This is a genomic window from Fodinicola feengrottensis (assembly GCF_010993775.1).
GTDB classification, from domain to species: Bacteria; Actinomycetota; Actinomycetes; order Mycobacteriales; family HKI-0501; genus Fodinicola; species Fodinicola feengrottensis.
The window spans coordinates 121,431-140,331 of sequence record NZ_WOTO01000001.1 but is presented as its reverse complement, the minus strand read 5'-3'; the positions used below and the strand labels follow the sequence as shown (position 1 = coordinate 140,331).

The window sequence follows — 18,901 nt, the reverse complement described above, 5'->3', positions numbered from 1 at the left end:
ATGATCCAAAGCATCGACTACCTGGCCGTCGCGCCACCGCTGATTCTCGCGGTCGCCGCGATCGCGCTGCTGCTTTTCGAGGCGTTCCTGCCTGATGCCGGCGTACGGCAGGTGGCAACCCTGTCGCTGGCCGGCATTTTCGCCGCCGCTGTCGCGGTGGGCTTGCTCGCCGTCGGTCCGTTGCCCCGCACCACGTTCTGCGTACCGGGCGGGCCGGCGGCCTGCTCGTACCACTTGAGCTCCTTCACCCTGTTGCTCGATCTGGTCGTACTGTTCTCGGCCGCGGTGGTGGTGGTTTGATCGCCAGCGCCGAAATCTGCGCCACCGAACTGCCGGCCGGTGAATTCGGCTTCCTGTTGTTGTCGTCGCTGGCCGGCATTCTGGTGCTGACCGCCGCCGGTGACCTGGTTACTCTCGTGGTGGCGCGCTGGAAACGCTGACGCTGCCGGTCCTGGCACTGGCGGCCATTCGCCGCCGGGACCGCAGGTCCTCCGAGGCAGCCGTCAAGATGTTCCTCTTCTCGCTCGTTTCCACAGCCGTGATGCTTTACGGTGTCAGCCTGATCTACGGCATCTCCGGCACGGTTTTCCTGAGCCGGATCGCGGTGTTCGACGGCGGCGGACCACTGACCTGGCTGGCGATACTCCTGGTCGTGGTCGGGTTCGGCTTCAAGATCTCGTTGGTGCCGTTCCATTTCTGGGCCCCGGACACCTATTCGGGCGCGCCGGTGTCGGTCGCCGGTTTTTCTCTGTCGGTGATCTCCAAGGCTGGTGGCCTCGCCGGGTTGATCCTGGTCCTGGTCACCGCTTTCGGCCGGTACGCGGTGATCTGGGGGCCATGGCTCGCGGTGCTCGCGGCGATCACCATGACAATGGGAAACCTGGTCGCGCTGCGACAAACCCGGATCGTCCGATTGCTCGCGTGGTCGTCGATCGCGCACGCCGGCTACATGCTGACGCCGCTGGCCGCGTTAGCTGGCGTCGCCGACCGGCCGGAGCTGGTGCGCGGCCTCGTCGGCGCCGCGGTTGGCTATCTCGCGATCTACGCCCTCATGACGATCGGCGTCTTCGCCGTGGTCTCTTTCGCCGGCTGGGTCGGCCCGTACGGCGGCGGCGCGCTGGACGACTATCGCGGGCTCGCCCGATCACACCCGTTGGTGGCCCTGTGCCTGGCTTTCCTGCTCGCGAGCCTGGCCGGGGTTCCACCCGGCCTGGCCGGCTTCTTCGCGAAGATCTTCGTGTTCCGGGCCACGGTCGCCGGCGGCTACGGCTGGCTGGCCGTGCTGATGGCGATCAACGCGGTGATCGGGCTCTCGTACTACCTTTCCTGGGCCGTCCGGCTGTTCGACCGCCGCCCGGCCGGTCTGACAGTGGGATCCGGACCGGTCCCCCGGCCGGTGGCCGCCGCCGCCGCCGCCATCGCGGCCGCCACCGCCGGCACCGCGCTGTTGTCCGTGGTTCCCGGGCTTGTGCTCGGCTTTTCCCCGTGAGAGAAGGCAACTATGCAGGCAACCGTGGCACGCCTGGATCCGGATCGGTCCGGATCGGTGATCCTGGACAACGGCCATTTACTGCCTTTCAGCACCGCCGTCTTCCTCCACAGTGGACTGCGGACCTTGCGACCGGGCCAACGAGTGCGGATCCGGGTCGCGGCGGGTGAGGTCACCGCGCTGACCCTGTCGACCTTCGCACTGCCTTCACCGGTCGATGTCGCCGACGACAAAGAACATTGAGCCCAGAATCGCCACCATGTCGGCGACCAGGTTGCCCGGCAGCAGCTCGGACAGCACCTGGATATTGTTGAAAGAAGCCGATCGCAGCTTCAGCCGCCACGGCGTCCGCTCCGCACGCGACACCAGATAGTAGCCATTGATTCCGAGCGGATTCTCGGTCCACGCGTACGCGTGCCCGGCCGGCGGGCGAATCACCTTGGATGTCCGCGCGCAGATCGGCCCGGGCGGCAGGTCGACGATCCGGTCCAGACAGTCGTCTGCCAGTGTCAAAGACACGTGGACCTGCTCCAGCAGACATTCGAAACGAGCCAGACAGTCCCCGGTTTTGCGAGTGACGACAGGAACATCCAGCTCGTCGTAGGCCAGATACGGATCGTCTCGGCGCAAATCGACATCCACTCCGCTGGCCCGCGCGATCGGGCCGGAGATCCCGAACTGGTCGATTTGCTCGACTGACAACACGCCGATGCCCTTGGTCCGAGCCAGGAAGATCTCGTTGCCGAAGATCAGGTTTTCCAGGTCCGACAGGCTGTTCCGAACGTCGGCGACGGTCAGCCGCGCATGGTCCAGCCAACCCGTCGGCAGGTCCTGCTTCAAGCCGCCGACCCGGTTGAACATGTAGTGCATGCGGCCGCCGGAGACCTCCTCCATCAGATGCTGCAGCTTCTCCCGCTCCCGGAACGCATAGAAGACCGGGGTGATCGCGCCCAATTCCAGCGGATAGGACCCCAGGAACATCAGGTGGTTCAGCACCCTGTTGAGCTCGGCGAGCAGCGTTCGCAGCCAGACCGCGCGGACCGGCACCTCGATGCCGAGCATCCGCTCGACCACCAGCACCACCCCCCGAGCTCGTTGCAGAAGGCGGACAGCCAGTCATGCCGGTTGGCCAGCATGATGATCTGCCGGTAATCCCGAGCCTCGAAGAGTTTTTCGGCGCCGCGGTGCATATAGCCGATGATGGGTTCGGCCGTACGGATCCGCTCGCCGTCCAGGATCAGCCGCAGCCGCAGGACACCGTGGGTCGCCGGGTGCTGCGGACCGATGTTGAGGACCATGTCCTGGCCACCGTCGAATTCAGCCGCATCCACCCCAACGCCGACGGTCAGGTCGGTCGTCATTGCCTTATTGTCCCATGTAAAGACACCGGTGAACATATGCCCACCGAATGAATCAGCCAGAAATAGCCGCCGAGCCCGGCCGGATCGATCAGCTCCGCTTCCTCGCTGGCGGCTCGCAAAAACGACCGAGGTAGCCAACCTGATCGGTACGAGCACAGTCCAACGCGGGGCGCCGGCCGTCACATCCCAGCGATCGCAACACCTCTCGCTGGGTCGCCACTTCCACGGATCCCGGCACCCGCTCGCATTCCCGCTTCCGCGCAGGCATCTATCGCCACGTGCGCGGTGATATCGGTACGCCCGTCCGGCACCGGTATGACCTGACGGCCTTGCCGGTAACCGGTCAAGGTCCCGGCTGACGGACGCGCGGATCGTACGTGCCCGTAGTCCACCGCGATGGCCGCGCCGGCCGCCAGCCGCCGCACCGCGCAAGCCCAGGCGACATCGCGGGTACGCCCAACTTCGGCCCGGTCGTCCACTGTGGACAGTGGCCACCAGGTATCCAGCCATTCACCGTCCACCAGATCCGCCGAACACCGCTCGCGACCAGCCGGGTCGACCAGCACCAGCCGCGGCCCGTCCGGCGTTCGTACGACCACGTCGACGGGCACGTTGTCCAGCCATTCGTTGGCAAAAAGCAACCCACGAATGCTCATCGGAATCTCGCTCCGCCACCGCGCCGCCTCGGTCAGTCCGGATGGCCGGTCACCCACCTCCACCGCCGTCAGCACTAACCGGTCCCGCAGTTCCGTTGGCGCCAGCCGCCACACAGCCTCCACCAACTCACCACCACCGGCACCAACGTCGACGAAATCCAACCGCGCGGGACTCCTCAGTTCACCGTCGATTCTTGTCAGGATTTTCACCACCGCATCGGCGAACCGCAGGGAGGTGTGTACGGACGTACGGAAATGGTCGCTCCGCGGCACCGCGTTGCGATAGAAGCCCCCGTCGCCGTACAAAGCGATCTCCATCGCGTCGCGCCAGGTCCTCCACATAGGACGTCAGGAAACCGGGACGGTCGCGGAAACCGTCGTCCCGACACCAGGCCGTGACTCGACTTCCAGTCGGCCACCTATCAGCTCGGCACGCTCGGCCATGCTGCCCATTCCGTATCCGCCCTGAGAGATGTCTTGCACCGCGGCCTCGCGGTCGAATCCGCGGCCGTCGTCGGTCACCTGCAGGACGACACCGGATCCACGCCGGAAAAGGCGCAGCTCGATCCGGGCCGCGTGCGCGTGTTTGACAACGTTCTGCATTGCCTCCTGAGCAATGCGATAGAGCGCTATTTCCACATGTTCGGACAGCGCACACTGGTCCACCTCGACGTGCGCCTCAACGCCCGGCGCCGAGCGGGCAAGGCTCGCGAGGCTGTCCGCGAGGCCGAGGTCGTCGAGCACCGGCGGGCGCAGCAGATTGATCGCGGCCCGCGCCTCGGCGGCAATGGTCAGATGGGTGTGCTCATGCGCCTTCGTCAGTTGTTCCAAGGCAAAGTCGCGGTCGTCGGCGAGCGCCTCCATCGCCGCGTCCAGATGGAATTGCAGGCTGCACAGGCGTTGCGTGATGCCATCGTGAATATCCGCGGCGAGGCGGCGTCTTTCCGCTTCCTGCGCTTGGATTACCTGCTCGGTGAACCGCTCATGCGCCCGCTCTCGGGCGGCCAGCCGGCGGTGCATCCGGGCTTGGTGGATGGCGCCGGCTATCAGGGTCCCGATGGAGGTCAGCAGCCTTGCGTCCCGATCGGTGAATTCCCGCCGCATCCGGGTGTGGACATTCAGTACCCCCACCAACCCGCCGGGCGAACTCGCCATCGGCACCGACGCCATCGACGTGTAGTCCTCACCACGCAGCTGTGGGAAATACCGGTAGCGCGGGTCGTTTTCCTTGCCCTCCAGGATGAAAACCGGCCGCTGGTGGTACGCCGCCCAGCCGGCCACTCCTTCCCCAGCGGCAGGCTGATCTTGCCGACCTCGCGGTCGAAAGGCGCGGTGGCGCCGGCCAGCGTCAACGACCGGTCGGTGTCGTCGAGCACGTGCACGAAACAGATGTCGGTGGCGGTCGCCGCCACGATCAGCGCGGCCACCCGGGCCGCCAGCGCACCCACCTCGGGTCCGGCCGAAATCGCCTCGATAATGCCCACCAACAGGGCGTTCTCGCGCTCCGGGTCGGCCAACCCCAGCCCATGCGGGGTCATTGCCGCCTCCTCGCCGCGGTTCCCGCGGCCCGGTACCAGTTTCCCGCCCATCGCCGCCCGCCGTGGTCATCCCCCATCGGAGGCAACCGCGTGGGATGGTCCGATCCGCTCCGCGGCGGTACACTCACTCTCTGGACCGGGTAGAGGAGACTCCCATGATGGTTCTCGGTTACATTTTCGTCGTCCTGCTCGCCATCGCCGTCCTGACTGTCATTGTCATGGGCCTCATGTCGGTCGGAGACATCCGGCGTTACCTGCACATCCGCGGGATGTAGCTCAACAGGCCGAGGCCGCGCACGCCCTCTCGTCCTGGGAAAAAACGTACGTCCGGCCCATGTGGACTTTCCACATGGGCCGGACGTACGCGCATTCGGTTCGGCTACTACTAGATCCAGCCGGCCTCGCGGGCGATGCGAATGGCGTCCAGCCGGTTGCGGGCGCCAAGTTTCGCGATGACGTTGGACAAGTAGTTACGGACGGTCCCGCTGGACAGCCGCAGCCGGGTGCCGATCTCGACCATCGGCGCACCGCTCGCGACCTCCTGCAAAAGCGTTGCCTCGCGAATGGTGAGTGGGCTTTCGCCGTGCTCCAGAGCCGCCCCGACCAACTCCGGGTCGAGCACGAACTCGCCCTCGTGCACCCGCCGGATCGAATTGGCCAACTGCTCCGCCGGTGCGTCCTTGGCGAGCAACCCGCGGACCGGGACGGCGAGTGCCTGCCGTACGGTCGCCGGGCTGCCGATCGCGGTGAGCATCAGCACCCGGCAGTCCGGCAGCCGACTGGTGAGTTCAGCGGCGGCGCTGATCCCGTCCAGGCCCGGCAGGCCGATGTCCAGTACCGCGACATCGGGACGGCTGCGTACGGCGGCCGGCACGATCTCGTCGCCGCGTCCGACATCCGAGACGACCTCAATGCCGTCCTCGTACGTCAGCAACGCGACCAACGCGCCGCGAATCAAGTTCATGTCTTCTGCGATCAGAACCCGGATTGATCGCACGGCTGTAGCTGTAAGGAGATCCATGGTGGCGTACTCCGTATTCATTATGTGTTGACTAACGACCCGCTCCCTCAACTGGCCCATACCAATACCCCTGTACCAACACGAAGGACGTGTACTAATACGAAGGCCGGCGCTGGCGCTGTCCGTCGCCGCCGGCTTTCCGGCGGAGGCGAGAAAAGTGGGACCGCTCGCGGACATATCGGCATAGTGCCCAGAAGTACCCGAACGGGCAACCCTTTCGGCGTGGCTCGAAGGGCTGTCGCCAGATGTCAAATCTGTGCTTGCTCACAATTCCCCTGGACCAGGTTGCGGGGTGTGGGATGCTGGTGTTGTGGGAACGTTCGCTGCAACTACCAAGACATTGCCAACGAAGGCGATTCGATGACGCTTCGGATCGAGTTTTCCCCTCAGGACCTCACGAAGATAACGATTTCCCGCACGCCAGACCCATTGTGGGAAACGCTTCTAGCGCTACATCTGGTCAATGCGAAGGCGACCTCGGTGGCCTTCCGGCGCTGGTGCGGAGCGACCCAACTCAGCGGCGCGGCGAAACAACTCCTGCTGCTGGCGCCGGCGCAGGGGTATTCACCCGATTTCCTCACCCCGGCCGAGGGCGCCGCCGGGCTGGACGCCGGTCTGGACGCCGTCCTGACCACTCCACGGGCTCGACTACGAACGGAAATGGGAAAACTCGGCGCCGGCCACCGGTTGGGACCGTGGGCGCGGGACGTGGCCGACGGGCGTTCGCCCGGCCATGCAGAACCTGTCCGTCGCGATCCGGGAATTCCACCGCGGCGTCCTGGAACCCCGTTGGTCATACATCACTTCCCGAGTGAACAGTGATCGCGCACGCCGTACGGAGGCGCTGGCCACCGACGGCGTCGGCAGCCTCCTGACCGGGCTACATCCAAGTTTGCGCTGGCAGGCCCCACATTTGGAGCTGGCCGGCCAACACGTGAACGGCGATCTGCGACTGCAGGGCCGCGGCCTTCGGCTGATCCCCTCGTTTTTTTTGCCGTGGCGTACCCACCGTGTTGGAGGACGCCGACCTCGCACCGGTCCTGGTCTATCCCATCGACGGCGGCTCGTCCTGGCTCGCCCCCCACAGCGTCCGACCGGATCCCGAAGATCACGCGCCACTGATCGCTCTCTTGGGCCCTACCAGGGCAAAAGTCCTGGTCGCGGCCGCCGCCGGATGTACGACCACAGAACTCGGCCAGCGCGCCGCGCCATCTCCCCCGCCTCGGCCAGCTACCACGCCACGGTGCTTCGCGAAGCCGGCCTCCTCACCACCCGGCGCAACGGAATGTCCGTCCAACACGACCTGACGGCTCTCGGTTCAGCCCTGCTCGACGGGCAGCTCACCCTCTAGTTTTCCTTTAGCGCCAACAAGAACCTTCCAGCTGCCGATATGGTTGCATCCTCTGCATTAATTTTTCGCCGACCCTTCGGCAACCGCTCCGATTTCTTTGGAAACTGGTTCGCTTGTGTTCTTACGGTTCGGTGACGAAATTGGTGGGATGTTATTGGCTATCGAGAAATGCTCGCCTCGGGAAAGATTCAGAATTTATCCATGCCTGCAGCGAAGTAATGATTACCTCGAGTGATATCCGCGCGCTAACGGGACAACGGGAGCGCGGAAGTTGACCGACTAATCGCGAAGCCGCTTAAAAGACCTACACGACCTCGACCTGTTTAGAGGCGGTCAAGCTCCCGCCGGCCGCACCTACATACGTCCCAGAGGTCGGCGCGCAACGTCGGCGTAGTCGCGGCCCGTCGCGACGGTCAGGTAGTCCCAACCAGCTCGTCGCCCGTTGCACGGGTCGAACGCGACCGCGCGCGCCTCGGGTACGACGACCTCGACCCACGCATGAGTGCCGCCCTCGCCGAGCAGATGGCCGGAGACGTACCGCGCCGGCAGCCCGGCGGACCGGCAGAGAGCGAGCATCAGGTGGGCGGAGTCCTGGCACACCCCGTGGCCGGCCGCGAGCGCTTGTGCGGCGGTCGTGTCGACGGTGGTGGAGCCTGGTGTGTACGCGATGGCGTCGTGTACGTACGAACAGAACCGCTCAGCGCTGGCCAGCGCGTCACCGTCACTCAGTGCGGCCGCCACTTCCCGGATCTTCGCGTCCGGGGTGGTCAACCGGGTGGGCTGCAGCAGCCACGGATGAACCGTCGGCACGGGTACGCCTTCGGCCGGCCCGACCCGCTCGACGACCGCCTCCAGCAGGAACTCCACCCGCTCCGGTACGAGCGGCGCCAGTGTCCGGGTGATCGTGTTGCCGGCGGCGTCCCGCTGATGGGTGACCTGCGCGTCGGCGCCGGTAACACTCAGTGAGTAGCCTCGCCGGCGCTGGTCACCGTGCCGGGGTGGTGGGACGACGATGAGGCGGTGGTCGAGCTGCCGGATCGGCTCGTCGTACGTGTAGACGAACCGCTGCTTCAAGACGTACGTCCGCTGCTCAGGCTTCATCGGCCCACACCTCCATACTGCGCAGCTCCGGACCTCCATAAGTGGTAGCCATCGCCACGTCCACAGCGTCGCGGCCGCGGCCGATCAGCACTCGCCCCTTGCGGGTCACGTTGTTGCGCGGGTCGAAGGTCCACCACCGGCCATCGAGGTAGACCTCCATCCAGGCGGCGAAGTCCATTGGCTCGTCGGCGACCGGCACGTCCAGGAACGGAAGGTAACCGAACACATACCGGGCCGGGATCGAGAGCGCCCGGCAGAAGCTGATCGCGACGTGCGCGAAGTCGCGGCAGACACCCCATCCGGCCGCGTACGCGTCAGCCGCGGTGGTCGTGCCGTTGCTGCTGCCGTAGCTGAACCTCAGGTGGCTGTTGACGTGGTCGCAGATCGCTCGTACCCGCCGATAGCCCGGCGGATGGTCGCCGAACAACCGCCACGCCTCGTCGCCGAGGGCGTCCGGCAGGCAGTAGCGGCTCGGCAGCGTGTAGACGAGCACGTCGTCGGGCAACAGCGCCGCCGGCACCTCAGGCGCGTCGAGGTCCACCTCCTCGGAGGCGTCCGGGACCATCACGAGCGCCTCGTACCGCACGGTCGTGTCCCCCACCGGCAGCGTCAGGCGCTGGCACCCGTTGCCATACAAGTCCAGGTAGCTGTGCCGGTCGACAACCGGTTGGCTGGCCCACTCCTGTTTGAGCACGGTGGCCGGCGCGGTCCCGAGCGCCTGGACCTGGAAGACCGTCGCGGTCTCGATCTCAGCCGTGTACTGGAACTCGCACCCCCACCCGCACCTGACGCTTCGCGACCGTCATCGTCTCCCCACCCGTACCTCCCGGAGCGGCAACAGATCCGCCCGTCCAGCGTACGGCGTTCCCGCGCACGCAACGAAACGGTGCGGATTTGCGCCGTTTCGCTACATTCGGTGGTTTACTTCGAGGGCGCCGGGTTTGCCGACACAGACGCTGATCGCCGACCACTGCAGCCGCTACGGCCGCTACGGCCGCTACGGCCGCTACGGCCGGTGATAGTCGTCAACGCGTGGTTTCGCCACTGCTGACCAAATACGGCCGGCTGGTCCAGCCCGGATGTGGCAGCCGGCGCGGGGCCTGGCCCGGGTTTTGTGGCCGGTGCTCGAAATGCCACCACTCGTTGTCGTACGTACGGTAGAGGTCATAGCGCCAGCCGTTGTCCTCCAGCCAGCGCGCGCCTTCCACCGGCCGTACGTCCATCGCGATTCCCTTGACATGGGTGGATTCCTCCGGCGGTAACACGTGCCGGCGGGCCGCGCTTACCGAGCCAGTGCGAACAACCTCGTCATTGAACAGCTGATGTTGTTCGGCCGCGTCCCGGTGACCGGAGGTCAGGCCGATCAGCTGGCCGTCGCACCAAAACGCGTCCGTACGCGCCGCCTGGAAAGCGGCTTTCGCCAGCACGGTGAGACCGTCCAGATTTTCGGCCGGAAACCGCAGCCCCAGCGCCCACTGGCAAGCCAGCTGCGCCGCGTTGCCCGGCCGGCGCACAAACGCGATCGGCAGCAGGAGGATCGCCAGCACGTTGGTGACCGCCTCGAAAAGGCGGTCCCGCAGGCGGCCGGGACGGGCGGCGAGCACGGTCATGAGTCCACTGTCGACGATGATTGTGCGACCCAGTCCTCAGCTCTGTCACCGGAAGGTAACAGTTGGCCTGCTGTTACCGAACCATGACGAGACGCGGACAATTTCGGTACGTACGCGCGCGATGGTAGGTAGCGTGGCCACGACCTCGCGACAGGTGGACAAGCGGACTCCGGGTGGCGCTGGGATAGTTGGGGCCATGCCACGGGTGTTGTTGATCGAAGATGATCAGGCCGTACGGGACGGCCTGCGGATGGCGCTGTCCCGGCACGGCCACACGGTGGACGCGGCGGAGACCGGCGAGCTGGGTTTGGAGCGGTTGCGAACGGCGCCCGCCGACGTGGTGGTGCTCGACCTGATGCTGCCCGGCATGGACGGTTTCGAGGTCTGCCGGCGGATCCGGGCCAGCGGGGACCTGCCGATCATCATGCTGACCGCCCGCAACGACGACATGGATGTGGTGGCCGGCCTGGAAGCCGGCGCCGACGACTACATCGTCAAGCCAGTGCGGGCGCGGGTGCTGGAGGCCCGCATTCGGGCCGTGCTTCGGCGTACCAGCGCGGAGCCGCGGCACAATGGTGCGCAGCAGCCGGGGCTGGAACATTACGGCAGCCTGGTCATCGACAGGGCCGGGCTGGTGATCAGCAAGAACGGCACGCCGATCGCGCGCGCTCGCGCCCACCGAACTTCGGCTGCTGCTCGAGCTTTCCGGCGCGGCTGGCCGGGTGTTGAGCCGGCAGCACCTGCTGGAAGCCGTGTGGGAACACGGATATCTCGGCGACTCCCGGCTGGTCGACGCGTGCGTCCAACGGCTGCGCTCGAAAATCGAGGACGACTCGGCCCTGCCGGTCTACGTCCAAACCGTACGCGGCTTCGGTTATCGCTTCGGGCCGCTGTGAAACTCCGCTGGTGGTTGGACGCCCGAACTCTGGGCCTTCGTACCCGGCTGCTGATTTCCTTTGCCCTGCTCGGTGTTCTCACCGCGACCCTGGTCGCGGGTGCGGTCTATTACAAGGCCAGCAACGTCATTCTGCAAAAAGCCCAGGACACCGCGGTCACCTCGTTGACCGACCGGCTCGCGAAACTCTTCCCGCTCCGCGACCTGCCACCCAGCCAGGATCGGCTGGACCAGATCGCCGGCACCCCCTGTCGAACCGACTCGACTCCGCGGTGGTCGTTTACCGAGGCGAAAAGTCCGCCGGCAGCCTGGACCCGGACATGTTCCCGGCCGAACTGCGGCAGGCGGTGACCAGCGGCCAGGTCGTCTGGCAGCGAATGTGGTTCCGCGGCGAGCCGGTCGTGGTGGTCGGCACCGAGTTGTTGATCGGCGCGCCAAACGGTCCTGCCCACGCGTCCGGCCTGGAAGTTTATCTGGTGCACAGCCTGTCCGCCGAACAGAACAGCATCAGCCAGATCCAGCTGACCGCATTCTCGTACGGCGTCCTCGCGCTGGTTTTCGCTGTTCTGCTGGCCCTGTTGGCGGCAAGGAGTGTGCTGCGACCAGTACGCGAGCTCGACGAGGCGGCCCGCCGGCTGGGTGACGCAGATCTGACGACCCGGTTGGCCGTACGAGGTTCGGACGAGTTGGCGCGGGTCGCGGAAACCTTCAACAACACCGCCGACGCGCTGGAACGGCTCGTCGCCGAGCTGCGCAGAATGGAAGCGGACGCGACGCGAGGCGTTTCGTCGCCGACGTCTCGCATGAGCTGCGTACTCCGCTGGCCGCGATGACCGCGGTCACCGACGTGCTCGACGAGGAAGCGCCACAACTTCCGGGCGATGCCGGCAAAGCCGCCCGGCAGGTCAGCCAGGAGACCCACAACCTCACCCGGCTTGTCAACGACCTCATCGAAATCTCCCGGTTCGACTCCGGCGGCGCGGCGCTCGTCCTGGACACCGTCGACGTGGCCGCCGCCATCGCCGCCACCCTGCGCAGCCGCGGCTGGTCGGACCAGGTGCGAACCGAGCTGCCACCGCGGGTTTTCGCACGGCTGGACCCACGACGGCTGGACGTGATGGTCGCGAACCTGGTCGGCAACGCCCTGCGGCACGGTGCCCCGCCGATATCGGTACGGTTGGGGGCAAACGCCGACTGTGTCGAGATTTTGGTCGAAGACCACGGACCGGGCCTCGACCCGGCCGTGTTGCCGAAGGTGTTCGACCGGTTCTACAAGGCCGACACGGCTCGTACGCGCTCCGAAGGCAGCGGCCTGGGCCTCGCCATCTCCTGGGAAAACGCCCGCCTGCACCGCGACGCGGCAGGCCGCGAAGGCAGCCTGGTGGCCGGCAACCGCGAGGGCGGCGGCGCGGTCTTCACCCTGCGGCTGCCCCGCGAGGCCCACCCCGGAGGTAAGTAATGGTTCGTACGCTTCGATTCTTGGCCGTCGTCGCGCTGGCGATGGCAGTCGCCGGCTGCGGCGTACGCTCCAGCGGCGTCATCACCGGCAACGCCGCCCCGAGCGGCCCGGCCGAGGGCGTCACCCTTTATCTGGTGTTGGACGGAAAACTCAGCCAGGTGCTACGAGCCACCAGTGAGCAGCTGACCCCTGAGCAAACCCTCAACCTGCTCGCCGCCGGACCGGATCCCAGCGAGCGTACTCGCGGTTTCAGCAGTGCCGTGCCAGGAAATATCGCACCTGTCACCCTGTCGTACGGTCAGACCGGCCAAGCCACCCCTCACTTTGGCCGCGGATGTCAACAGTCTCTCCACCATGGCCGCCGACCAACTCGTCTGCACCGCCCGCGACACCCTGAGCACCCAGGCAGCAGCCCCTGGCCCGGTCGGCATCACTCTCACCGGCCACGGCCAAAACCGCGGGCCACAGTCCTGCCCGCTGCCCAGCTAACGGCCTTTTGGAAAGCGACCTCGCCCTGGGACATCAGGGAAACGAGGCCTTCCCGCGTACGGGACGCGCTGACCTTCATAACCCGCCCCTGCCCAACCGTGAGATCGGTCGGCGCTGGCTGCGATGTGGTCCCGGCGCTTACTGACATCATGCCCTATCCGCCGGTTCCGCGACACTCGACCCCCGGCCCTGGACTGTCCTATGTGGAGATGACGGACACCACCGGCTCGACTGGCGGCGCCAGCCCGGCTGTTCGGCGCCAGCACGAAAGGCAGTCTGCTCGGGCACGTCTGCCGGTCCGAAGGAGCGGTCCATCGGACCGTTCCGCTCCCCAGGGCGACCACTAAGCCGTACCGAAACAGCGCCAAACACCTGGCGCCGGCCGGCCACAGTGGGATTCTTCGAGCGATTTGCGAGCCGGCCGTAAAGCCGGGATCGGCATTATTCAAGAAAAACTGAAGATACAAGCGCTGCCCGAATGCGCATCGCCGCCACCGGGGCCGCCCCATGACCTCGCATTCCCGTGCGACCGTGGCCGCAATTCGAGAGAACGACGAGAGGATTCCCCGATGGCGTTGCACCGCGGCAATCACCGGGCCAAGCCCGTACGGGCCACCGCGAACCCCATCCTGAACGAGGCGCATCCGGTGCCCTGCCAGGATGTCCGGCCACCCTGTCATTGTCTCAACTACGGACCGATCGCGCCGGACACGGCGTACCAGATCATCCACGACGAACTCATGTTGGACGGCAACGCCAAGCTCAACCTGGCCACCTTCGTCACCACCTGGATGGAGCCGCAGGCGGCCAAGCTCATCGCCGAATGCGCCGAGGAAGAACATGATCGACAAAGACGAATACCCGCAGACCGCGGAGCTGGAACAGCGCTGCGTGAACATCCTCTCCAGCCTGTGGCACTGCCCCGACCCCGCCGACGTGATCGGCTGCTCGACCACCGGGTCGTCCGAGGCCTGCATGCTCGCCGGCATGGCGCTCAAGCGGCGCTGGCAGAATCGTGGCGGGAAAGGCCGGCCGAACCTGGTCATGGGCATCAATGTGCAGGTCTGCTGGGAAAAGTTCTGCAACTACTGGGAAGTCGAAGCGCGCTACGTCCCGATGGAAGGGGACCGGTTCGGGATCTCGGCCACCGAGGCGGCCGCGCTGTGCGACGAGAACACCATCGGCGTGGTGGGCATTCTCGGGTCCACTTTCGACGGCAGCTACGAACCAATCGCGGAAATCTCCGCCGCCCTCGACGACCTGCAGGCCCGTACTGGCCTGGACATCCCGATGCACGTCGACGGCGCGTCCGGCGCGATGATCGCGCCATTCCTGGATCCGGACCTCGAGTGGGATTTCCGGCTGCCTCGGGTCGCCTCGATCAACACGTCCGGCCACAAATACGGTCTGGTCTACCCGGGCGTCGGCTGGATTGTTTGGCGGAATCATGACGCGCTGCCAGCGGAACTGGTGTTCAAGGTCAACTATCTCGGCGGCGACATGCCGACCTTCGCGCTGAATTTCTCCCGCCCGGGAGCCCAGGTCGCCGCCCAGTACTACGCTTTTCTGCGGCTCGGCCAAGAAGGTTTCCGAGTCGTCCAGCAAGCCGCCCGCGACACCGCGATGGAGTTGGCCCTGCGAGTGGAGAAACTCGGGCCGTTCGATCTGCTGACCCGCGGCGACGAGCTTCCGGTCTTTGCCTTCACCACCAAACCCGAGATCACCGCGTACAACGTCTTCGACGTGTCCCGGCGGCTGCGCGAGCGCGGCTGGCAGGTGCCGGCCTACACTTTCCCGGAAAACCGCACCGACCTGGCCGCGCTACGGATCGTCGTACGGAACGGATTCTCCCCCGACCTCGCCGACATGCTGGTCGCCGACATCGAGCGGCTGCTCCCGGAGTTGGCCAACCAGCCCGGCCCGGTCCAGGCCATCGAGGCCGCCAGCAGCTTCCATCACTGACCGGTGACGTTGATGTGCGGTGAGGCAGCGGGGGTCGTCAGAATTGACCCGCCCGCTGCCTCACCGCTGCCTTTAGCCGCAGTTCGTGGTGTGGTTGCAGTCCGGGTGACAGCTCGCGTTGATGCTGATACACGGTCGGCCGACCGTGATGTTCGTATCCGAGCACGACGGGATCTCGTACGCCTGCACGGTAAGTGCCTCGTCGAGCCGGATGTCGAGGTCGAAGTCGTCGACTGCGATGGACATGCTTTTCCTCTCCTTGACTGACAAAGATGGCCCGCGGACCGCAGGTCGTTCTCCATCATGGAGGTTTCGGCAACCCGAGAGGACGGGCGTCAGCCGGGACGATCAAGGAGAAATTCCCGATCGGGGGGTGCAACCAAACCAAGACCCCCGTTTACAAAGTCGCCAAGGTCTGTTGTGCCATCGCTTGTTCACCGGTCGCGTTGGGGTGGACGATGCTCAGCCCGTTGGCACCGAACAGCGGCTCGACCCACCGATTTTTGGTTGGCTGGCAGGCATCGTGGCCTTGCGAAATCGCCGTCAGGTCCACGTACGTGGCGCCGGTGGCCGCCGCGGCGCGCTTTACCGCGCCATTGAGCGTCGCCTGGATTCCGCCGAGATAGGGAACGTCGCCGGTCGCGATCGGGATGGACGGGAAGCAGCCATTGGTCGGCGGGAGGATCGAAAGATAGCCGGCGATGAGCACCCGAGCGTTCGGCGCCTTGGTTTTCACAGCCTGTAAGGCTTTGACGATGTTCGGATAGACCTTGTTGTTGATGGTGTTCGCGAACATGTCGCCGTACGCGTTCTTGCAGGGACTGCCCTGGCCGCCGGTGAGGACGCCGGCGGAGCCACACGCCACGATGGCGGAGATGAACGTGTTCTCGTCGTTCCCACCGATGGTCATCGTGACCAGTTGGGTGGCCGAGGAGAGCGCGTCGAGCTGCGGTGGCGTGCCAGGATACTGGGCGTTTGTGTAATGGGAAGTTTGTGCTCCGCCACAGGAGACATCGGTCAGCCGGAAGCCTGCGGTGGTCGCGAGGTCGTGCGCCCAATTCCGCGACGACTGCGCGCACAGCGGGGTGATTCCGCTGGCCAGCGGCAGGACTCCGCTGCCCGCGCTGTAACTGTCGCCCATGTTCACGTAGTTGAGCGGGGCAGCCGACGTGGCCACCGGCGACATCACCAGGCAAGCCATCGCTGCCGCGGTCAGACCGGCCCGACGATGCAGGCGTGTAGACGAGCGCATCCGCGTCCCCTCCCAGGTATGAACTGGGACACAGCATCGTCTACCGGCCACCGCCACAGCTAGTGGACAACGTCCCGAAATTTGTCTCGCGAGTTTGTGACAATCTCCAAAGGACGCTTAACCGTTGACGTACCGGTGCGCGGTCAGGGCCGCTCCGAACGTCAGCCAGCCTTCGCGCTGGGTGGGATCGATCGAGGTCAGCATCCGGATCCGGCCGAGCCGGTAGTCGAGGGTGTTGACGTGTACGGTCAGCAGCCGCGCACATTCCCGGCGATTCCCGCCGCAGTCCAGATACGCCTGTAAAGTCGACCAAAGGTCGGCGTTTTTTTCTCAACCACAGCAAGAGATTCCAGCAGAGCCGTACGGGCAGGACCGGGCCGGGTCACCTGCACCTGGAACAGGACCTGTGTCAAGGGGTAGACCGCGGGTGGGAATTTCAACCGCTGCGCCACTTCGGCGATTTCTGTTGCCGCTTGAATGGCCGCCCCGGTGTCCGCCGGCACGTCCGTACAGGACCAGCCGCCGGCCCAGTTCGCGGTCATCAGCGGTTGGATAAGGGCGGTCAGTCGCTCGTACGAGAATCGGCCGGACAGCAGGACAATTCCGCCGGTCGCGGAGAGCGAGTCCAAGATCGGACCGGCGACCGACAGCGCCTCCCGAATTTCCCGATTACGCCGGCGACCGTCCACCGCGATGGTGATGTCGCTGCCAACAGCGGGCGGCGCCAGCCGCAACGCCACCACGGTACGGTCACGCCAAGGCTGCAGCCCGGCCTTTTCCCAGAGCTCAGGGGCTTCCCGATCCGCCGCGACAGCCTCGATCAGTTCCGCGCGGGCCTGTTGATCATGGCCGGCCACCGCCATCGTGGTTTCGATATAGCCATCGGTGACCGCCTGGCTGAGCAACAAAAGATAGTCGATGACGTACGAGCCGAGCCTGCTGACATCGGCGGCCTCGCTGGGACCCGCCATCGCGGCGACCGCCTCCCAGCAGGCGCGAGTGCCAATGTAGTTCGCCGCCAACACGTGCCCGAGCGGAATGCCTTCCTGCGCCCGCCGGGACGCCGAATGCGAGATCCGAGCTATCTCCTGCTCGGTCGGTGGACGGCTTTGCTCGATACCACGAACGAAAAGCTCGAGATTGAAGCGAGCGATCTCGCGGACGTCGACCTCGATGGCGGCCGGCGGCAGTTGGTGGTAATACGGCAACTCACGCAACACCGCCTGGACCGCCAGCTCGGTGATCTCCGGAATGCGTTCCGCGAGCCGCGCTACCAGGTCCGACATGTGCTCACCCGGATGGGCTGGGGCTAGCCGACGCTCAACAGGTCGACGACAAACACCAGCGTCTCGCCGGGCTTGATCGCCCCGCCCGCTCCCCGGTCGCCGTAGCCCAGGTGCGCTGGGATGACCAGCCTGCGACGGCCGCCGACCTTCATGCCCACGACGCCCATGTCCCAGCCCTTGATCACCCGTCCACCGCCGAGCGGGAAGGTGAAGGCCTGGCCGCGGTCCCAGGACGCGTCGAACTGCTCACCAGTCGAGTGGGCGACCCCGACGTAATGCACCGAGACGTTGGTGCCCTTGGTCGCCTCGACTCCGTCCCCCACCACCAGATCCTGAATATCCAGGTAGTCCGGCGCCGGACCCTCGGGCGGGTCCACCTCGGGCCTGTCGAGCGCCATGCGATCTCCTCCATTCGTACGGCCAAACGGCCGTCAGTCTACCGTCCAGGGGTCGGCGCTGGCGGCGGTACGCGCCGGGAGCCACCGCGAACTCACGTTTGAATGCCTTGCCGAACGCGAATTCGGACTGGTATCCGACCTGACTGGCGATGGCGGCCATCGAATCGTCGGTCAGCGTGAGCAGCTGCCCGGCCCTGGTCATCCGCCACCAGGTGAGATAGCCCAGCGGCGACTCGCCCAGCAAGGAGCTGAAGCGCCGGGCGAAGGTGGCCCTGGACATTCCGGCGCGGTCGGCGAGCGTGGCCACCGTCCACGGCTCGGCGGGCTCATTCTGGATGTGTTGGAGGGCGTTGCGAATGGACAGGTCGTTCAGTGCCGCCGCCCAACCGCCAGCGCCGGTACGAGCCTGCTGCTCGAACCAGCCACGCAGCACGTACAAAGCAGCAGATCCATCCAGCAGCGCCGGCACGGCGGCGCTGGAGCCGGCGCCGCGATCGGCCAGCTCGGCGCCGAGCAAATCGACGACCGACCGGATCGCCGGGTCCGGGCCGATCCGCGCGGGCAGGTGAATCACCTCGGGCAACGCGGTGATCAGCGGATGCGGCCGGCGGTCACCGAAAATGTACGACCCGCAAAGCAACGTCGTCGGCGCCCCGGATCCGTTGGGAATGGCGAGATCTTCCGGGACATCGCCTTGCGCGTCCGGCGGCACCTCGTATTCGATGGCGCCCGGGGAGTCGACCAGCGCGTGACCGCGACCGTGCGAAACAAAGACGATGTCGCCGACCTGCAGCCGCAGCGGGTCACCGCCGCCGGGTGGCACGAGCCAGGCCGAGCCCTGCAGGAGCACGTGGAATCCCACTCCCATGACCGGCGCGAACCGCATGCCCCACGGCGCCTGAAGGCGGCACCGGGACGACAGCGGCGCTCCCGACCGCATCGAAGCCAGCACGTCGCCTATCAGATCCACTGCCTCAGAGTATCAGCATTGAGACGATGGGACATAAAGTTGAGATATTCAACCATGGATCGT

The 18,901-nt window shown here is 66.0% G+C and carries 24 protein-coding genes and 2 pseudogenes; 12 read left to right on the top strand and 14 right to left on the bottom strand.

Annotated elements, in window-relative coordinates; translation table 11 throughout:
- From GNX96_RS47545 to GNX96_RS00760, 4 genes are read left to right on the top strand one after another with little or no spacing between them, the layout of a single operon-like run.
- A complete protein-coding gene (locus GNX96_RS47545; protein WP_279578941.1) occupies positions 1-300 on the top strand; it encodes a hypothetical protein in 300 nt (99 codons plus the stop codon).
- Positions 297-440 carry a hypothetical protein gene (locus GNX96_RS47540; protein ID WP_279578940.1) on the top strand — a complete coding sequence of 48 codons (144 nt, stop codon included), beginning with the start codon at positions 297-299 and terminating at the stop codon, positions 438-440. Before GNX96_RS47545 ends, GNX96_RS47540 begins: the two co-directional genes overlap by 4 nt.
- Entirely contained in the window at positions 428-1,489 is a 1,062-nt protein-coding gene (locus GNX96_RS00765; RefSeq protein WP_313885564.1) for an NADH-quinone oxidoreductase subunit N, read from the top strand. Before GNX96_RS47540 ends, GNX96_RS00765 begins: the two co-directional genes overlap by 13 nt.
- A 12-nt stretch (positions 1,490-1,501) precedes the next feature.
- Positions 1,502-1,732 carry a hypothetical protein gene (locus GNX96_RS00760; RefSeq protein WP_163566624.1) on the top strand — a complete coding sequence of 77 codons (231 nt, stop codon included), beginning with the start codon at positions 1,502-1,504 and terminating at the stop codon, positions 1,730-1,732.
- On the opposite strand, the gene GNX96_RS00755 is transcribed toward GNX96_RS00760, so the two are convergent.
- The 4 genes and pseudogenes from GNX96_RS00755 to GNX96_RS00745 all read right to left on the bottom strand — a co-directional run bounded on the left by GNX96_RS00755 (position 1,697) and on the right by GNX96_RS00745 (position 5,044).
- The gene (locus GNX96_RS00755; protein WP_279578939.1) at positions 1,697-2,569 is read right to left on the bottom strand and encodes an NADH-quinone oxidoreductase subunit D; all 873 of its coding nucleotides are present in this window, start codon (positions 2,567-2,569) and stop codon (positions 1,697-1,699) included. The genes GNX96_RS00760 and GNX96_RS00755 overlap by 36 nt on opposite strands.
- The gene (locus tag GNX96_RS47535) at positions 2,479-2,850 is read right to left on the bottom strand and encodes a hypothetical protein (protein WP_279578938.1); all 372 of its coding nucleotides are present in this window, start codon (positions 2,848-2,850) and stop codon (positions 2,479-2,481) included. Before GNX96_RS47535 ends, GNX96_RS00755 begins: the two co-directional genes overlap by 91 nt.
- A 179-nt stretch (positions 2,851-3,029) precedes the next feature.
- Positions 3,030-3,824 (bottom strand): SAM-dependent methyltransferase, encoded by a 795-nt coding sequence (locus GNX96_RS00750; protein WP_279578937.1) that lies wholly within the window; start codon positions 3,822-3,824, stop codon positions 3,030-3,032.
- Between the two features lie 30 nt (positions 3,825-3,854).
- A pseudogene (locus GNX96_RS00745) lies at positions 3,855-5,044 on the bottom strand (GAF domain-containing sensor histidine kinase).
- 158 nt (positions 5,045-5,202) lie between these two features.
- On the opposite strand from GNX96_RS00745, the gene GNX96_RS62050 reads away from it, so the two are divergent.
- Complete coding sequence (locus tag GNX96_RS62050; RefSeq protein ID WP_390623867.1) at positions 5,203-5,319, top strand: DUF6893 family small protein; 117 nt, start codon at positions 5,203-5,205, stop codon at positions 5,317-5,319.
- A 110-nt stretch (positions 5,320-5,429) separates the two neighbouring features.
- Here GNX96_RS62050 and GNX96_RS00740 read toward each other — a convergent pair whose 3' ends face one another.
- Positions 5,430-6,065 (bottom strand): response regulator transcription factor, encoded by a 636-nt coding sequence (locus tag GNX96_RS00740; protein WP_163566716.1) that lies wholly within the window; start codon positions 6,063-6,065, stop codon positions 5,430-5,432.
- A 360-nt stretch (positions 6,066-6,425) separates the two neighbouring features.
- Here GNX96_RS00740 and GNX96_RS47530 point away from each other — a divergent pair, with 360 nt between their 5' ends.
- Together GNX96_RS47530 and GNX96_RS00735 are read left to right on the top strand one after the other, a co-directional pair.
- Entirely contained in the window at positions 6,426-6,887 is a 462-nt protein-coding gene (locus GNX96_RS47530; protein ID WP_279578936.1) for a hypothetical protein, read from the top strand.
- On the top strand, positions 6,799-7,416 hold the full coding sequence (locus GNX96_RS00735; protein ID WP_279578935.1) for a hypothetical protein: 618 nt from the start codon (positions 6,799-6,801) through the stop codon (positions 7,414-7,416). Before GNX96_RS47530 ends, GNX96_RS00735 begins: the two co-directional genes overlap by 89 nt.
- Positions 7,417-7,770: 354 nt before the next feature.
- On the opposite strand, the gene GNX96_RS00730 is transcribed toward GNX96_RS00735, so the two are convergent.
- The 3 genes from GNX96_RS00730 to vanY-N form a co-directional block, all read right to left on the bottom strand.
- A complete protein-coding gene (locus tag GNX96_RS00730; RefSeq protein ID WP_163566623.1) occupies positions 7,771-8,517 on the bottom strand; it encodes a transglutaminase family protein in 747 nt (248 codons plus the stop codon).
- The gene (locus GNX96_RS00725; protein WP_279578934.1) at positions 8,507-9,211 is read right to left on the bottom strand and encodes a transglutaminase-like domain-containing protein; all 705 of its coding nucleotides are present in this window, start codon (positions 9,209-9,211) and stop codon (positions 8,507-8,509) included. The genes GNX96_RS00730 and GNX96_RS00725 overlap by 11 nt, the downstream gene beginning before the upstream one ends.
- 331 nt (positions 9,212-9,542) lie before the next feature.
- Entirely contained in the window at positions 9,543-10,127 is a 585-nt protein-coding gene (gene vanY-N / locus GNX96_RS00720; protein WP_163566622.1) for a D,D-peptidase/D,D-carboxypeptidase VanY-N, read from the bottom strand.
- Positions 10,128-10,260: 133 nt separating this feature from the next.
- Between vanY-N and GNX96_RS66950 the strand changes: the two genes are divergently transcribed.
- From GNX96_RS66950 to GNX96_RS00700, 5 genes and pseudogenes are all read left to right on the top strand, one after another.
- Complete coding sequence (locus GNX96_RS66950) at positions 10,261-11,373, top strand: response regulator transcription factor (protein ID WP_452124451.1); 1,113 nt, start codon at positions 10,261-10,263, stop codon at positions 11,371-11,373.
- Complete coding sequence (locus GNX96_RS47520; protein ID WP_279578932.1) at positions 11,343-11,855, top strand: HAMP domain-containing protein; 513 nt, start codon at positions 11,343-11,345, stop codon at positions 11,853-11,855. Before GNX96_RS66950 ends, GNX96_RS47520 begins: the two co-directional genes overlap by 31 nt.
- Positions 11,852-12,481, top strand: a complete 630-nt coding sequence (locus GNX96_RS47515) for a sensor histidine kinase (RefSeq protein WP_279578931.1) — start codon at positions 11,852-11,854, stop codon at positions 12,479-12,481. The genes GNX96_RS47520 and GNX96_RS47515 overlap by 4 nt, the downstream gene beginning before the upstream one ends.
- 41 nt (positions 12,482-12,522) lie before the next feature.
- Positions 12,523-13,317 carry a hypothetical protein gene (locus GNX96_RS00705; RefSeq protein ID WP_279578930.1) on the top strand — a complete coding sequence of 265 codons (795 nt, stop codon included), beginning with the start codon at positions 12,523-12,525 and terminating at the stop codon, positions 13,315-13,317.
- Between the two features lie 222 nt (positions 13,318-13,539).
- Positions 13,540-14,932 (top strand): annotated as a pseudogene (locus GNX96_RS00700) (glutamate decarboxylase).
- Positions 14,933-15,004: 72 nt separating this feature from the next.
- Here GNX96_RS00700 and GNX96_RS00695 read toward each other — a convergent pair.
- The 6 genes from GNX96_RS00695 to GNX96_RS00670 all read right to left on the bottom strand — a co-directional run bounded on the left by GNX96_RS00695 (position 15,005) and on the right by GNX96_RS00670 (position 18,838).
- Positions 15,005-15,178, bottom strand: coding sequence for a hypothetical protein (locus tag GNX96_RS00695; protein ID WP_163566620.1), 174 nt, complete (start codon positions 15,176-15,178; stop codon positions 15,005-15,007).
- 151 nt (positions 15,179-15,329) lie between these two features.
- The gene (locus tag GNX96_RS00690) at positions 15,330-16,184 is read right to left on the bottom strand and encodes an SGNH/GDSL hydrolase family protein (protein ID WP_163566619.1); all 855 of its coding nucleotides are present in this window, start codon (positions 16,182-16,184) and stop codon (positions 15,330-15,332) included.
- A gap of 117 nt (positions 16,185-16,301) precedes the next feature.
- Positions 16,302-16,439 carry a helix-turn-helix domain-containing protein gene (locus tag GNX96_RS00685; RefSeq protein ID WP_279579039.1) on the bottom strand — a complete coding sequence of 46 codons (138 nt, stop codon included), beginning with the start codon at positions 16,437-16,439 and terminating at the stop codon, positions 16,302-16,304.
- Positions 16,433-17,470: a hypothetical protein gene (locus GNX96_RS00680; RefSeq protein ID WP_163566618.1), complete on the bottom strand. Its 1,038-nt coding sequence runs from the start codon at positions 17,468-17,470 to the stop codon at positions 16,433-16,435. The genes GNX96_RS00685 and GNX96_RS00680 overlap by 7 nt, the downstream gene beginning before the upstream one ends.
- Positions 17,471-17,493: 23 nt before the next feature.
- Positions 17,494-17,808, bottom strand: a complete 315-nt coding sequence (locus GNX96_RS00675; protein ID WP_279579038.1) for an FKBP-type peptidyl-prolyl cis-trans isomerase — start codon at positions 17,806-17,808, stop codon at positions 17,494-17,496.
- Entirely contained in the window at positions 17,717-18,838 is a 1,122-nt protein-coding gene (locus GNX96_RS00670; RefSeq protein ID WP_279578929.1) for an AraC family transcriptional regulator, read from the bottom strand. The genes GNX96_RS00675 and GNX96_RS00670 overlap by 92 nt, the downstream gene beginning before the upstream one ends.
- Positions 18,839-18,901 lie beyond the last annotated feature (63 nt).